The sequence below is a fragment of the Acetobacter okinawensis genome (assembly GCF_002153655.1).
GTDB classification, from domain to species: Bacteria; Pseudomonadota; Alphaproteobacteria; order Acetobacterales; family Acetobacteraceae; genus Acetobacter; species Acetobacter okinawensis_A.
Genome location: NZ_JOPJ01000020.1, coordinates 20,423 through 34,901 on the forward strand (window position 1 = coordinate 20,423; position 14,479 = coordinate 34,901).

Genomic DNA, 14,479 nt, shown 5'->3' on the forward strand with positions numbered 1-14,479 from the left:
AAGTCCATTACAAGAAAAACAGAGGTTTCAAGTCTATGCAAAATGAGTCCTTTTCTTCCGAGCAGGTTGTGGCAAACGGTCGCGTGATCCGGGCCGCCCATGGGACGGAAAAAACTGCCAAATCATGGCAGACAGAAGCCGCATTGCGCATGCTCATGAACAACCTGGACCCCGAAGTGGCCGAAAAACCGGACGAACTGGTGGTCTATGGCGGTATTGGCAAGGCAGCCCGCAACTGGGCCTGCTACGACCGCATTGTAGAATGTATTCGTGGGCTGGGGGATGAGGAAACACTGGTCGTGCAGTCCGGCAAGCCGGTTGGGGTGTTCCGCACCCATGCCAATGCGCCGCGTGTGCTGATTGCAAACTCCAATCTGGTGCCCCACTGGGCCAACTGGGACAAGTTTAACGAACTCGATCGGCGTGGCCTGATGATGTATGGCCAGATGACGGCTGGCTCATGGATTTACATCGGTTCGCAGGGCATTGTGCAGGGGACGTATGAAACCTTTGTCGAGATGGCCCGCCAGTATTACAACGGCAGCCTGAAAGGGCGCTGGATTCTGACAGGTGGCCTTGGCGGCATGAGCGGCGCGCAGCCTCTGGCGGCGGTTATGGCCGGTGCTTCCATGCTGGCGGTTGAGTGCGAACCCTCACGTATTCGCAAACGTCTGGAAACCGGCTACCTTGACCGGCAGGTTGATACGCTGGATGAGGCGCTGAGCATTATCCATGATGCCTGCGCAAAAGGCGAGGCTGTTTCTGTTGGTCTGCTGGGCAATGCGGCAGAGGTTTTCCCCGAACTGGTGCGCCGTGGTATCCGCCCCGATGCCGTAACGGACCAGACATCCGCCCATGACCCGCTGAATGGCTACCTGCCTGCTGGGTGGACGCTGGAACAGGCCGCCAAAATGCGGGAGACAAACCCCGCAGCAGTGGAAAAAGCTGCCCGTGCCTCCATGCGTGAGCATGTTGCGGCCATGGTTGCGTTCCACCGCATGGGTATTCCCACCTTTGATTATGGCAACAACATCCGTCAGATGGCGTTTGAAGACGGTCTGGAAGATGCCTTTGCCTTCCCCGGTTTTGTGCCGGCCTATATCCGCCCGCTTTTCTGCCGGGGGATTGGTCCGTTCCGCTGGGCTGCTTTGTCCGGCGACCCGGAAGATATTTACAAGACCGACCAGAAGGTCAAGGAACTCCTGCCCGACGACAAGCATCTGCACAACTGGCTGGATATGGCGCGTGAGAAAATCCAGTTCCAGGGTCTGCCCTCGCGCATCTGCTGGGTTGGGTTAGGGGATCGGCACCGTCTGGGACTGGCCTTTAACGAAATGGTTGCCAAGGGTGAACTCAAAGCCCCCATCGTCATCGGTCGTGACCATCTGGACAGTGGTTCGGTCGCCAGCCCCAACCGCGAAACAGAATCCATGCAGGATGGTTCGGATGCTGTGTCTGACTGGCCGCTGCTCAATGCGCTGCTCAACACGGCCTCTGGCGCCACGTGGGTTTCCCTCCATCATGGTGGCGGGGTTGGCATGGGTTTCTCGCAGCATTCGGGCATGGTCATTGTTGCGGATGGCACACAGGATGCTGCTGCCCGGCTTGAGCGTGTGCTGTGGAATGACCCGGCAACCGGTGTGATGCGTCATGCGGATGCAGGGTACGACATTGCAGTCAACTGCGCGGTGGAAAAAGGCCTTGATCTGCCTATGATTACCCGCAAAAGCTGAGACCACGTAAGGAGCATGGGCCAGAGATGTTCTGCGGGCACTCTGCGCCCATGCTGTATGCCTTGCACGCTCTTCTTCCTCCTTCGTTAATGCATCATCAAAAAAGGCAAGATATATGGCCAGATCAGAACAAGCGCACTCTGCTCAGGATCGTTCCGTTCTGGTTCTGGCCATGGGTGCGAGTATCTGCTCGGGCTGCGCGCATCTGGGGTCATCCATCATGCCATTCCAGATTGATGCGTTAATGACCGGTTTGCATCAGTCGGCCAGTCTGGCTGGTGTTTTCGGTTTTTTTGAAATTTTCTCCTTCGCGTTGTTCATGCTCCTGCTCTCTCGCGTGTTTCTTGCGCTGCCGGTCATGTATTCTGCTTTGTCTGGTATGGCTCTGGGCGTGGTTGCCTGCCTTTTGCTGTATATTGGACCGGGGGTGGAGGTTTGGATCTGTAGTGTGGCCATTCTGCTTGGCCTTTCTGCGGCTTTACTGTGCCGCTCCTACGTGCGGGCCGTCTCCTCGTCTTTGAACCCCGAGCGGATATACGCCATTGCCAGCGGGGGCGGGCTGGTCATTATTGTGTCTGTTATTGCTCTTGTGCCTGTGAGCACACGGTATTTTGGCCCGTTAGGTGTTTTTCTGGCTGTGGCCTGCATCATGCTGCTTGCCATGCCATCTGTTATCAGCTTCCGCCATGTGCATGCAGGCAGGCCGCTTACCCGGCAGCAGAAGGGTGGACCGCTGCTAACGGGCGGTGCCATTGCCCTGCTGTGTGTGTGGGTGGGCTGTTCCCTAGGCTCCAGCATGGCATGGTCTTTTGCTGAGCGTATAGGCCGCAACCTTGGCCTTACTCCAGACTTTATTGTCTCCCTCTCGACCGTTGGCATTGTTACCAGTGTTCTTGCCAGTCTGGTTGGGGCGGCTCTGGCCCATCGCTGGCGCAGGGAGACGGTTTTGCTGTTGACCCTGCTGGGAACCGGGGCAGGGTGCCTGCTGACCTGCGTAGCGTGGGATGCCCTGAGCTATGGTGCTGGTGTGGTTCTGTACTGGAATTGCGCCATGTTGTCTTACGCATGGTTGCTGGGGAGTGCGGCAACGCTGGATGGCAGTGGCCGTGTTGGCACGTTTTGTGGTGGCATGGACCGCATGGGCTATGCGCTGGGCGCGCCACTTGGCGGGCTTTTGGTTGACCATACCTCTTTTACCATACTCGGGATTTGTGGATTCCTGATGTGTGTTGCCCCGTTACCTTTTGCATTGCCGGTTCTTTTTAGGGCATTGCACAAATCCACTGTGGCCCCCACAGAGCATGAAGCGCATCTGGAAATGGTATAACCCTGCTAAAGCACTAGGGTAGCCAACAAAAAAGGCGGCTGTGACAGCCGCCTTACTGCATGGTGCCAGAGGTTGGCGTACCCTTGTCTCAGGGCTGGGTAGTTCCAAGCCACTGGGTCATGGTTGCAATATCATCCGCCAAAGGGTGGTCTTCCTGATAATGGGGCACTTTGGCGCGGACCTGTGTGTAAAGCTCCTGTGTTTTTGGGGCCAGATCAGGGTAAAGCCCGGCAAGGTCTATGGCCTGGCATAGTGCCAGCAGTTCAATGGCAAGGATGGTGCGGGTATTGTCCACAACGTTCTGGGCTTTAAGGGCCGCAGGTGTGGCGTGGACCAGAATATCCTCCTGCAACCCGGAGGTAATCCCCCCGTCCAGACTGGCGGGTGCCGCCAGACGCCGGTTCTGCCCAACCAGAGCGCAGGCTGTGTACTGCGCGATCATAAACCCACTGCCTGTGCCGCTATCGCTCGGCAAAAAGGCGGGGAAGGGGCTGACAAGCGGGTTGACCATCCGGTCCAGCCGCCGCTCCGCTATGGCGCCGAGCGATGCTGCTGCCAGTGCGGTTTCATCCATAATCCGGGCCAGACTGGCCCCAACCGCATGCGCTTGAGAAAAAGCCTGTGGCTGGTTGTCAATGTTAATAATTGCGGGGTTATCAGACAGGCTGCTGAGTTCCTGCGCCAGTGTGCGCTCAATGCCCTCAAGCGCGTCATGCACGCTACCATGAATATGGGGGACGGCGCGCAGGCTCAGGGCGTCCTGTGTTCTGCCGCCCTGCCGTGCGGCAAGGTGTGCGGAACCCTGTGTCAGTGCGCGTAGTCTGGCGGCAACATGCTGCCCGCCGGGCATGGTGCGCAAGGTCGCGGAGCACGGGTCAAACGCCCGGCTTTGGCCGCCCATAATATCAAATGTTGCAGCGGCAATCCGGTCGGCCCAATGCAGGGTTGTGCTCAGGCTGTGTGCACTCAGGCACCCAAGCCCGGTTGCACAGGCCAGCCCATTGACCAGTGCGAGCCCTTCCTTGGCTTCTGGCTGCAAGGGGGTAAAGCCCAGTTTTTGCAGGACAAGGGCTGCGGGTTCCAGCCCTGTGGGTGTTTGCAGTGTGCCGTGGCCGATGAGCGCCAGCGCAATATGCGCCATATGGACCAGATAACCCACCGAGCCTTCGCTGGGAATAATGGGCAGGCTGTTGCTGTTGAGCAGGGCGAGCAGCCTGTCAGGAATATCTTCCCGAACACCAGTATAACCCAGTGCATAGGAATTGATGGCACAGGCCATAATTGCACGTGTCTGTGCAGCGTCCAGCGGGCGGCCAACGCCCACGGCGTGGCTGAACAGAATTTTTTTGGACAGTTCAGCCTGCTGTGCGGCGGATATTCTCTGCTCGGATAACCCCCCTACGCCTGTATTCAGGCCATAAATGGGGGTGTCACCTTCAATGAGCTGGCGCAGGCTGGTGTTGGCCTGGCGGATGCGTAGGCGCGCCGCGCTGGACAGGTCCAGCTTTACGGTATTTTGCGCAATATCCCAGACCTGCTGGGGGGTAAGGGGGGCATCCAGTAACAGGGTTTGTCGCGTATCGGGCATGGGTCGGATTACTACCTGCACTATTGTATGTACAAGTATGTTTCATGCTATTTTCCATGCTGTCAATCAGACAATACGGAGCCTGCCCCGATCAGGGTTTGTAATGCCCACCAAAGCTGTAACGGTTGCCGGGGTAGGTAAAAATCCCTTTCATCACGACATGATTGTCCACCCATGTGCGCCGGACAAGTTGCAGGCAGGCATCATGCTGGCCAATCTGCAAATCCTTGGACATGCTGGGGGAGGGGGAGACAGCAAACACCACGTGTTCAATTTCCTCCGGGCCCGCAATGCCAAACAGGTAGCGGTGGGGAATGGTCGTGGTAAAATCCTGCTCCAGATAATCCGGCGCAAAGGAGGGCAGAACAAAGCGTTCTTCTAGCTGGAGTGGGGTGTCGTCTTCGTAATGCACAATCAGGGAGCGAAAAAGCCGCGCCCCCGGCCGCAGGTCAAAGGCAATGGCCAGATCACTGTTGGCCCGGATCATTTCCAGCGCCAGAACCTGAGCGCGGTAGTTGTTGCCGCTGGCAACAATGTCATCAACAATATCGCGGATTTCCAGCAGTTCTACCCGTTTGGCGGGTTTGGCCACAAAGGTGCCAACCCCTTGTGCGCGTGTCACAATACCGTCTGCCGTCAACTCACGCAGGGCGCGGTGCACCGTCATGCGTGAAATGCCAAGTTGTTCAACAAGTTCGTTCTCGGAAGGAAGGCGGTAGCCAACATTCCATTCCCCCTTGTTAATACGGTCGGTAATAAAGGTTTTGACCTGTACATAACGAGAGGCAGAACGGTTTTTTTTCAGAGTCTGTGACACGGTTGTTCCATGAAATCGTTGCCTGATTGCGCACACCTTAGCATTGGTGGCGCAAAAAGCGAGCATAGGAAAACTGTGGGAGTGGGGGATGTTGTATTGACCGCCTGTTATACGCCCCAGCCATATTGACATTGCCAGCCCGGAAAAACCAATAAAGACAGTTTGATTGTATAAGGTATGGCGCGCATGTCTCAGACTGTTTTTTTTGAGGAGTGTCACTGGGAGCCTTGGAAAAACGGGCAGGGGCTGACCCGTGTGCTGGGGGGAGATGCCACATGGCGGCTCAGTCTGGCAGAAATCCGGACGTCCTCCAGCTTCTCCATTTTTGAGGGGCTGACGCGCGAAATTGGTCTGATGTGTGGCCATGGCCTTTCTCTTCAGCCACAGGATCAGGCGCTTGCCCCCATGGTGCTGGATAGGGCCGGTGTGTGTTTTGCTTTTTCTGGCAATCTTGCGCTGACTGGCATGCTGCATGATGGCCCGGTGCAGGTGCTGAACCTGATGTACGGTGCCGGGCAGCGCCATCTATTGCGTCCGATAACACAGGCATGCAGGGTGGACGGTCTGCTCGCCCTTGTGCCTGTGCGGGGGGGCTGGCGTATTGGTGCCATGCCGCCGGAGGAGGAGGTGCGCGTTGCAGCGGGAACCTCCTTTTTACGCTCTTCCACCCCGCAGACGCTGGATTTGGTGCCGGACGAGGGGGAGGCCCCGTTGGCCTATGGCGTGTTCGCTGTAACGGATGGGGCAGGTTGAAGGCTTAGGGGCAAATGCCCCGGTGGCGCGGTTTGGCAAAGTGCCGCCGGGGTGTGTTGTGCGTTTTTACCTGTCAGGCCGGTAGGCAATGGCAAGTTTGAGCAGGCCTTCTATCAACTGGCCAAGCTGGGCTGCGGCGGGCAGGCTTATGGGCCATGGCGCATCCTCGCTGGCAAGGTAGGCGGACTGGGCCAGTTCAAGCTGCACGGCATGGATGCCGTTCTGTGGCTGCCCGTAATGGCGGGTTGTATATCCACCCTTGAAGCGACCATTGAGCACATGCGTGTCGCTGCTGTGTTGCGCTGCGTGCTGCACAAGCTGCTCCGCCAGAGTGGCTGCACAGCTTGCGCCGCTGTTTGTGCCAAAGTTAAGGGTGGGGAGTGTGCCTTCAAACAGGTGGGGAATGTGCGAGCGGATGGAATGGGCATCCCACAGGATGGCCCAGCCCCATTTGGCCCGTAGTCGCTCCAGTTCCGCTGTTATGGCGTTGTGGTAGGGGTGCCAGTACGAGCTGATACGCTCCTGTATTTCGGCCTCGTCCGGCTCCTGCCCGGCCAGATACAGGGGCGCACCATCAAAGGCATGTGTGGGTACAACACCCGTGCTGGGGCGGCCGGGATAGAGCACGGCATTGTCTGCCCCCCTGTTCAGGTCCGTGACATAGCGTGAATAGCGTGCCCGCAGGGTGCTGGCACCCAGTGCGTGCGCGCAGGCGTAAAGGTGGTCCACGTACCAGTCCGTGTCCGGCAGTGTGCGGGCATGGGGTGTCAGGCGCGCCTCCATGCCGGGAGGGAGCAGGGTGCCGGAGTGGGGGATAGTGACCAGAAGAGGCAACTGACCGGGAGAATACGTAAAAATATCGCTCATGCTTTTGGGCCTGCTTGGAGTTAATTGGACAGGAGCGGACGCACCGCCTGACGGAACGCCTGACGCAGGGCGGCGGCGTTGTGGTGTTGTCTGTCACGCACGCGCCATTGCCCGGCACTCATCACATGCAGCACGGGCGGCGCTGTCTGCGAGAAAATGGCAGCGTCCAGCACATCATCCCCCATCAGGTCGGGGAGGAGAAACGCCTCTGTATCCAGCACGCACAGGTCTGCGCGGGCTCCGGCTTGCAGGCCCCACTCAGGCAGGCCACAGGCCTGTGCGCCGCCTTTCAGGCTCTCGCGGTAGAGCCAGCCGCCGGTAGAGCCAAGATGCCCCGATGGCAGGCCGACGCAGCGCTTCTGGTGGTGCAGGCGCTGGCTGTATTCCAAAATCCGCAATTCCTCCCATGGGCTGAGAAGAATATTGCTGTCGCTCCCCAACCCGAAGCGGCCGTTGTGGCTGACGTAGTCTGCCAGAGGGAAAATACCATCACCCAGATTGGCTTCCGTAATCGGGCAGAGGCCCGCTATGGCCCCACTTTTTGCCAGAGCCTGTGCTTCGGCCTCAGTCAGGTGGGTGGCATGCACAAGGCACCAGCGTGCATCGACCGGGGTGTGGGTAAGCAGATGCTCTACCGGGCGCTGGCCGGTTGCCGCTATGCAGTCCCGCACTTCCTGCATCTGTTCGGCAATATGGATGTGGACGGGCGTATGCGGGCCCGCAATGCGCAGCATGTCGGCGACCGTATCGAGTGCTACAGCGCGGAGTGAATGCAGGCCAACACCCACCCTGACCAGTTTGGAATCCTGTGTGGCTGTCTGTGTGGCGGTTACAATATCAGCTATGAGTTCTGGCGTGCTGGCAAAGCGTTTTTGGGCGTCTTGTAGTGGTTTTTTGCCAAAGCCCGCATAGGTGTAAAGTGTGGGCAGCAGGGTCAGGCCCATGCCTGCTTCTTCCGCCGCATTGGCCAGACAGAGGGAGAGTGTGGCCTTCTGGGCATAGGCCGCACCGTCATGCGCGTTGTGCAGGTAATGGAATTCAGCAACCTGCGTGTACCCTGCACACAGCATTTCTGCGTACAGGTAAGCGGAGATGGCGTGCATCTGCTCGGGCGTTATGCGGTGCGCGAGCTGATACATGAGCTTGCGCCATGTCCAGAATGTATCATCCGGGTTGGCGCGTTTTTCCCCCAGACCGGACATGGCGCGCTGGAAGGCGTGCGAGTGCAGGTTGGGCATGGGCGGCACAACACAGGCCACCTGCTCCACGCCCGCGGGGGCTGCGCTGTCGGGCGTAACCTTTGCAAAGGTGCCGTCCTTGGCAAGAGTTATTGTAACATTCTGGTGCCATCCATCGGGGAGGAGGGCCTGTCGTGCAAAAAGATCGGACATCTGAAGTTCTGCGAGCTCGAGCAAGGGTTCACCACAACGGGTCTGTTTCGAAACTATAACGGAATTGACATAGTTGTATATACATATATTGCTAGGTCAGTCGAAGAACAAAAGGAACAGGCTATGACGTGGGATACTTTGTGGCTGGACGTCCATCTGGCGACCTCCGACCCGGAGCGGATATCCGGGGAGGATGGCTTTGGCTGCATACGCAATGGCGCTCTGGCTGTGCAGGATGGCAAGATTGCATGGGTCGGGGCTATGGAGGATCTGCCTGCCCCCGCCCATACGCTTGCGCGTGAACTGCGCCACGGGCAGGGACTGTGGATGACGCCCGGTCTGGTGGATGCGCATACGCATGTTGTTTTTGGTGGTGACCGGAGTGCCGAGTTCTCCCTCCGCCTTCATGGCGTGTCGTATGAGGAGATTGCGCGCCAGGGGGGAGGGATTCTCTCCACAGTCCGGGCCACGCGTGATGCCACGGAGGAGGAGTTGCTACACAAGGCCATCCCCCGTGTGCAGGAGATGATTGCGTCGGGCACAACGGCCATAGAGGTCAAATCCGGTTACGGCCTGCGCACAAGTGATGAGTTGAAGCAACTGCGGGTTGCGCGGGAGCTGGCGCGCCGCTTGCCTGTACATGTGCACACCACGTTTTTGGGTGCGCACGCTCTGCCAGAAGAATACGTTGGCCGCGCTGACGAGTACATCCGCCACCTGAGTGAAGAGATGCTGCCATGCCTGATGGCAGAAAATCTGGTGGATAGTCTGGATGTTTTTTGTGAAAACATAGCCTTTTCCACAGAGCAGGCTGAAAAACTGTTCAGCAGGGCGCAGGAGCTCAAGCTGCCCGTGCGCATTCATGCTGACCAGTTGTCGGCCAGTGGTGGTGGGTTGCTGGCTGCACGTTATGGTGCGCTGTCTGCTGACCATCTGGAATATGTGAACGAGGACGCCGTAAGCTGTATGGCGCAGGCCGGCACGGTTGCCATGCTGCTGCCCGGCGCATTCTACTTTATCCGGGAGAGCAAGGTACCTCCTATCAATCTGTTCCGCCATTATGGTGTACCCATGGGGCTGGCAACGGACTGCAACCCCGGAACTTCCCCCATATTAAGCCTGCCCGGTGTAATGAACATGGCCTGCACATTGTTCAGAATGACACCGGAGGAAACATTCAGGGCTGTCACAACCGTAGGTGCGCGTGCACTGGGGCTGGAGCAAAATCTGGGTATGCTCAAACCCGGCTGTCAGGCGGATATGGCCTTGTGGGACATGGCTGGCCCCCATGAACTGTCTTACTGGATCGGGGGCAGAAAACCGCGTGGGGTCATTTTTGGTGGCCGTGTGGTGGTGGACCCGCAGAACTGCGCGCTATCCCCCGCCGTATAGTCCAGCAAAGATGTATTGGGGGCAGGCCCGCTGCCCCCGGCGTGTCTGGTAGAGAGTGCGGGTAGCAGGCGCAAAGCCGGGTTGCAGGGCGCTGCCTTGTTGTGGCGTCTGATTTTAACGCCCGTGAAAAATAGGTCTGGTTTTGCTTGCAAGGGCGCTCAGGCCCGCCTGCCGGTCCTCGCTCGCGGCGACCAGTGCGGAGAGTGTGCGCTCATATTTGATACCCGCAGTAAGCGGCATGTCATAGCTGGCCAGCAGGGCAGCTTTGGCCATGTGTGTAGCCAGCGGGCCAGCCTGAGCAATGCGTTCGGCTACTGCCATGGCGGTGGATACGGCCTCGCCTGCTTGTGTTATCTGGCTGACCAGCCCTTGTGTGCAGGCTTCTGTTGCCGTGAGCCTGCGCCCGGCCAGAACCATTTCCATGGCAAGGGACTTGCCAAGTGTGCGGGTCAGCCTTTGTGTGGCCCCTGCACCGGGGATAATGCCCAGTGTGGTTTCAGGCAGCCCAAAAACAGCGTCTGGGGCTGCAATAATAATATCGCACGCCATCAGCAGTTCCAGCCCGCCGCCCAGCGCATAGCCCTGCACTGCGGCTATGATCGGGGTCTGGCAGGCGGCAATCTGGTCCCAGTGTTCGCTAAATCCGCTGGTGTACAGGGCTATGGCGCCACTCTGGGCAAGTGTGCCAACGTCTGCCCCGGCGGCAAAGGCGCGAGCCTGCCCGCAGATGACAATGGCCCGCACATCTGTGGCCGCATCGTATTCCCGTATGGTTGCGACAAGTTCGGCCAGCATAGGCAGGCTGAGCGCATTCAGCTTTTGGGGGCGGTTGAGGGTAATCTGCCCGATACAGCCCTGTTTTTGCTTGAGGATGAGTGGTTCAGTCATGGCTGGCGACCTTGCGTGCATGGGTGACCATCTGGTCTCGTCTGCTGCGGGCGGATGCAGCGCTTTCTTCCGTCCATGGGTAAAAACCCCGTCCGGTTTTGGTGCCGAGTGCGCCTTCAGCAACCCGTTGCGTTACCAGAGCAGGAATATCCGTGGCGTTGCTCAGGGCGGGCATAAGAATGGCGGAGACATTTTTCACCGTATCCAGCCCGGCCATGTCCATCAGGCGTAATGGACCACATGCGGACCAGCGCGGCGCCAGTGTGCTCTCAACCGCCAGGTCCACATCGGCCATGCTGGCGACCCCCTGTTCGACCAGAAAAAGGGCCTCGCGCAGCATGGCGTATTGCAGGCGGTTGACCACAAAGCCCGGACAGTCCTGACGCACGATAATGGAGGCTTTACCCGCAGCTTTGGCCAGTGCCTGTGCCTGAGCCACAACGTCATCCGCTGTTGCCTCCCCCAGCACAATTTCCACCAGCGGCATGACCTGAGGGGGGTTGAACCAGTGTATGCCAATCAACCTTTGTGGGCAGCGCAGGGCTGTTGCCAGTTGGGTAATGGGCACGCTGGAGGTGTTGGTGCTTAACAGGCAGGCTGGAGGAACCTGTTGTTCAACCTCCCGCAGAACGGTTTTTTTCAGCTCGGGGTTTTCAGCCAGATTTTCACTGACCACATCGGCATTTTCCAGACAGGCCTGCAAGGATGTGGTGTAAAGAACATGGGCAGCAGCATTGCCAGCACCGGCCTCTACAATGGTTCTGGCGGTATCCAGCGTGGTCTGGCTGCGCGAGTACAGGGCAACCTGCCACCCGAGTGCGGCAAAGACGCTGGCAATGCCTGCGCCCATGGTCCCCGCACCGACAACGGCAATTTTACTTTGGGTCATGTGTGCGGTGTCCGTCATTGTCTGTTCTGCCCGGGCTTAAAGCACATGGTCTGCGCGGAGTTGTGCGATCTGCGCGTCCGACAGTTCCAGATCATCGTGCAAGATCGTATCGGTGTGTGCACCCAGAACCGGGGCTGCACGCTCCGGCGCGGGGTTGAGCCCATTAAATCGTACAGGCTGGGGAATAATCTGTATGGGACCGGCAACGGGGTGCTCAACCTGCTTTACAATGCCGCGCTCATGCACATGCGGGCTTTGCAGTGCCTCAGCAAGGGTGTTGACCGGGGCTGCGGGCACACCTGCTGTGACCAGCATGGTCATGGCCTCCTGCGTGGTCAGGGTGCTGGACCATGCGCTCAGGATGGTTTTCAGGGCGTCCTGATTCTGGTGGCGCTGTGGGTCGGAACTAAAACGGGAGTCCTGATCCAGGTCGGGCTGGCCTATGGCTTTTGCAAGGCGTGTAAACAGGCTGTCGTTGGCTACGGCAATAACAATCTCCCCATCCGTGGTCGGGAATGTGTCCATCGGAGCGCTTATGGCATGGGCATTACCCAGCAGGCCGGGTGGGGGAGCACCCCCCATAAGCTGTGCGAGTGAGACAACCTGAAGCGAAATAACAGCATCCAGCATGGCCACATCAATATGGGTACCATTGCCGCTGATCTGGCGTTGGAGAATGCCTGCCAGTGCGCCCCATGCGCCATACAGGCCGGACACCACATCGGCAATAGGGTCACCCACCCTTGTTGGCCCGGTGGACGGCCAGCCGGTGCTGCTCATAATCCCGCCTATGGCCTGAATGACGTGGTCATAGGCCGCGCGCTGGGCAAGGGGGCCTTCCTGCCCAAAGCCTGAAATACTGACATAGACAAGGCGGGGGTTAATGGCGTGGAGGCTGGCATAATCAATGCCCAGACGGGCTGTTACGCCGGGCCTGAAGTTTTCGACCAGAACATCGGCCTGTTTGACTAGTTTGAGAAAAATGGCCATGCCATCTTCTTTTTTTAGGTCAAGGGTGATGCTTTTTTTACCTCTGTTGAGGAGCATGAAGTAGGTGCTCTCTCCGTTAAGGTAAGGCCCGAACGCGCGGGAATCATCCCCTCCGTCTGGCCGTTCGATCTTGGTGACATCCGCCCCAAGGTCTGCAAGCATGGCTGCGCACAAAGGCCCTGCCAGAACCCGGGATAAATCCAGAACCTTAACACCCTGCAATGGCAGGCATGGTGATGATGCAGCGGTCACGGTCATTCTCCTGAGGGTGAGGGGGCCAGAGCGTCCCGCACGCAGGCGCTGAGGACACCCGTGTCCATGAGTGTGCGGATAGCGCCTAGCTCGGGGTGGAGTGCAGTGTCCGCGTGGCGGGGGGGAACATGGGCGCGAATGGCCTCATACGCTGCCTGCACGGCCCTGCCAGCACGCAGGGGCTGGTGGTACTCCAGTGCCTGTGCGGCGCACAGGAACTCTATACAAATAACATCCAGCGCGTTGTCTGCCGCGGTATGGGCTTTTTGGGCCGCATACACCCCCATGCTGGTATGGTCTTCCTGCCCGGCACAGGTGGACAGGCTGTTCACGGAGGAGGGGGTGGCAAGGCACCTGTTCTCTGCCGCGGCTGCTGCGGCGGCATAAGGGGGGATCATCAGGCCGGAAAGCCCACTGCCCTTTGGGGCCAGAAAAGGCGGCAAGCCGCTTAAATACGTATTGGTCAGCCGGTCGGAGCGGGCTTGCGACATGTTGCTGATGGAGGCAATGGCAATGGCCAGTGTGTCCAGCGCCAGAGCCGTGGGCGCACCGTGCCCGTTCCCGCCCGGTAGGGCCTCGTAGCTATTGTTGCGCCAGAAAAAAACAGGGTTGTCGGTTACTGCGTTTATTTCCGTCTCCAGCACCTGCCCGACATAGTGCATGGCGTCCCTGACTGCGCCATGCACCTGTGGAATGCAGCGCAGGCTGAGCGCATCTTGCAGGCGGTGGTTCCTGTTTGCAGCCATGATCTGGCTGTCGGCCAGAAGCTGCCTGAGAACGGCAGCCGTGTGGACCTGCCCCGGATGGGGGCGCAGGCTTTGCAGGTCAGGGTCATAGCCACGGCTGTTCCCACGCAATGCTTCCAGCGCCATACAGCCAGCCAGGTCAGCCAGTTCCACCGCATGGCGGGCCTGCTCAAAGGCCAGAGCGCCAATGGCTGTAATCTCATATGTGCCACTGATCAGGGCATGCCCTTCACGCGGGCCGGGGGTGAGGGGGGGTAACCCCGCCCGCTCCATGGCAACACGGCCGGGCAGGCGCTCGCCCCTGTAGGTGGCTTCTCCCTCCCCAAAAATAACCAGACCGATATGGGCGGTGGCAATCAGGTAGCCCACAGACCCTTTGGAGGGGGAGCAGGGAATGACCCCCCTGTTCAGCATGGCGGCCATTGTGGTTACAAGGGGTGTCCCCACGCCACTATGGCCTTGCAGGAGTGCGCGGAGCATGGTGGCCATAATAGCGCGCACGACTGTATGGGGGTGTGGCGCGCCTATGCCGCAGGCATGGCTGCGGAGCATGCCAATCTGAGCATTGCTGATTTCTTCAGCCGAAAGCAGAACCGAGTACTGGTCACCGACCCCTGTGGTCAGGCCATAAACGGGGCGCTTCTGGGCGATGGCGTCCTGTAGGCTGGCCTGTAGCGCGTGGAGTGCCGCCAGTGCGCCCTCATCCACAACAACAGGTGCTCCATGGGCCACGGCAACGATCTCGGCAATCGTGGTTGTGTGTGTGCCAAACGTAACAGGTTGAGTGGGGGTGTGCTCTTTTTTACAGGAGGTCTCGTATTGGACGCTCATTGGGCCTGAATCCTA

General features: G+C 58.9%; 12 protein-coding genes. 4 read left to right on the top strand and 8 right to left on the bottom strand.

Features of this window, described 5'->3' with window-relative positions:
- Positions 1 to 35 precede the first annotated feature (35 nt).
- Positions 36 to 1,733 (top strand): urocanate hydratase, encoded by a 1,698-nt coding sequence (hutU, locus tag HK26_RS09480; RefSeq protein ID WP_086639559.1) that lies wholly within the window; start codon positions 36 to 38, stop codon positions 1,731 to 1,733.
- Positions 1,734 to 1,848: 115 nt separating this feature from the next.
- On the top strand, positions 1,849 to 3,060 hold the full coding sequence (locus HK26_RS09485) for an MFS transporter (RefSeq protein ID WP_086639560.1): 1,212 nt from the start codon (positions 1,849 to 1,851) through the stop codon (positions 3,058 to 3,060).
- Between the two features lie 88 nt (positions 3,061 to 3,148).
- Here the strand turns inward: HK26_RS09485 and HK26_RS09490 are convergent, their stop codons facing one another.
- Both HK26_RS09490 and hutC read right to left on the bottom strand, forming a co-directional pair.
- Positions 3,149 to 4,648: an HAL/PAL/TAL family ammonia-lyase gene (locus HK26_RS09490; protein WP_086639561.1), complete on the bottom strand. Its 1,500-nt coding sequence runs from the start codon at positions 4,646 to 4,648 to the stop codon at positions 3,149 to 3,151.
- Positions 4,649 to 4,739: 91 nt separating this feature from the next.
- On the bottom strand, positions 4,740 to 5,465 hold the full coding sequence (gene hutC, locus HK26_RS09495) for a histidine utilization repressor (RefSeq protein ID WP_025826521.1): 726 nt from the start codon (positions 5,463 to 5,465) through the stop codon (positions 4,740 to 4,742).
- Between the two features lie 186 nt (positions 5,466 to 5,651).
- Between hutC and HK26_RS09500 the strand changes: the two genes are divergently transcribed.
- Complete coding sequence (locus HK26_RS09500; RefSeq protein ID WP_180539477.1) at positions 5,652 to 6,218, top strand: HutD/Ves family protein; 567 nt, start codon at positions 5,652 to 5,654, stop codon at positions 6,216 to 6,218.
- Between the two features lie 66 nt (positions 6,219 to 6,284).
- Here the strand turns inward: HK26_RS09500 and hutG are convergent, their stop codons facing one another.
- Positions 6,285 to 7,085 (bottom strand): N-formylglutamate deformylase, encoded by an 801-nt coding sequence (gene hutG, locus HK26_RS09505; protein WP_086639564.1) that lies wholly within the window; start codon positions 7,083 to 7,085, stop codon positions 6,285 to 6,287.
- A gap of 20 nt (positions 7,086 to 7,105) precedes the next feature.
- Positions 7,106 to 8,476 (bottom strand): formimidoylglutamate deiminase, encoded by a 1,371-nt coding sequence (locus HK26_RS09510; protein WP_086639565.1) that lies wholly within the window; start codon positions 8,474 to 8,476, stop codon positions 7,106 to 7,108.
- 123 nt (positions 8,477 to 8,599) lie between these two features.
- Between HK26_RS09510 and hutI the strand changes: the two genes are divergently transcribed.
- The gene (gene hutI, locus HK26_RS09515) at positions 8,600 to 9,868 is read left to right on the top strand and encodes an imidazolonepropionase (RefSeq protein ID WP_086639566.1); all 1,269 of its coding nucleotides are present in this window, start codon (positions 8,600 to 8,602) and stop codon (positions 9,866 to 9,868) included.
- Between the two features lie 114 nt (positions 9,869 to 9,982).
- On the opposite strand, the gene HK26_RS09520 is transcribed toward hutI, so the two are convergent.
- The 4 genes from HK26_RS09520 to HK26_RS09535 are packed head-to-tail and all read right to left on the bottom strand — an operon-like array spanning position 9,983 to position 14,464.
- Positions 9,983 to 10,756, bottom strand: coding sequence for an enoyl-CoA hydratase-related protein (locus HK26_RS09520; protein ID WP_086639567.1), 774 nt, complete (start codon positions 10,754 to 10,756; stop codon positions 9,983 to 9,985).
- A complete protein-coding gene (locus tag HK26_RS09525; RefSeq protein WP_086639628.1) occupies positions 10,749 to 11,645 on the bottom strand; it encodes a 3-hydroxyacyl-CoA dehydrogenase family protein in 897 nt (298 codons plus the stop codon). Before HK26_RS09525 ends, HK26_RS09520 begins: the two co-directional genes overlap by 8 nt.
- A 36-nt stretch (positions 11,646 to 11,681) precedes the next feature.
- Complete coding sequence (locus HK26_RS09530) at positions 11,682 to 12,887, bottom strand: CaiB/BaiF CoA transferase family protein (protein ID WP_219337093.1); 1,206 nt, start codon at positions 12,885 to 12,887, stop codon at positions 11,682 to 11,684.
- A gap of 2 nt (positions 12,888 to 12,889) precedes the next feature.
- Entirely contained in the window at positions 12,890 to 14,464 is a 1,575-nt protein-coding gene (locus HK26_RS09535; RefSeq protein WP_086639569.1) for an HAL/PAL/TAL family ammonia-lyase, read from the bottom strand.
- Between the last annotated feature and the right edge of the window lie 15 nt (positions 14,465 to 14,479).

Bases quoted from the DNA above. Each gene is read 5' to 3' on its own strand.
- hutU (WP_086639559.1), top strand. From the start codon at position 36: ATGCAAAATGAGTCCTTTTCTTCCGAGCAGGTTGTGGCAAACGGTCGC.
- HK26_RS09485 (WP_086639560.1), top strand. From the start codon at position 1,849: ATGGCCAGATCAGAACAAGCGCACTCTGCTCAGGATCGTTCCGTTCTG.
- HK26_RS09490 (WP_086639561.1), bottom strand. From the start codon at position 4,648: ATGCCCGATACGCGACAAACCCTGTTACTGGATGCCCCCCTTACCCCC.
- HK26_RS09500 (WP_180539477.1), top strand. From the start codon at position 5,652: ATGTCTCAGACTGTTTTTTTTGAGGAGTGTCACTGGGAGCCTTGGAAA.
- hutG (WP_086639564.1), bottom strand. From the start codon at position 7,085: ATGAGCGATATTTTTACGTATTCTCCCGGTCAGTTGCCTCTTCTGGTC.
- HK26_RS09510 (WP_086639565.1), bottom strand. From the start codon at position 8,476: ATGTCCGATCTTTTTGCACGACAGGCCCTCCTCCCCGATGGATGGCAC.
- hutI (WP_086639566.1), top strand. From the start codon at position 8,600: ATGACGTGGGATACTTTGTGGCTGGACGTCCATCTGGCGACCTCCGAC.
- HK26_RS09520 (WP_086639567.1), bottom strand. From the start codon at position 10,756: ATGACTGAACCACTCATCCTCAAGCAAAAACAGGGCTGTATCGGGCAG.
- HK26_RS09525 (WP_086639628.1), bottom strand. From the start codon at position 11,645: ATGACCCAAAGTAAAATTGCCGTTGTCGGTGCGGGGACCATGGGCGCA.
- HK26_RS09535 (WP_086639569.1), bottom strand. From the start codon at position 14,464: ATGAGCGTCCAATACGAGACCTCCTGTAAAAAAGAGCACACCCCCACT.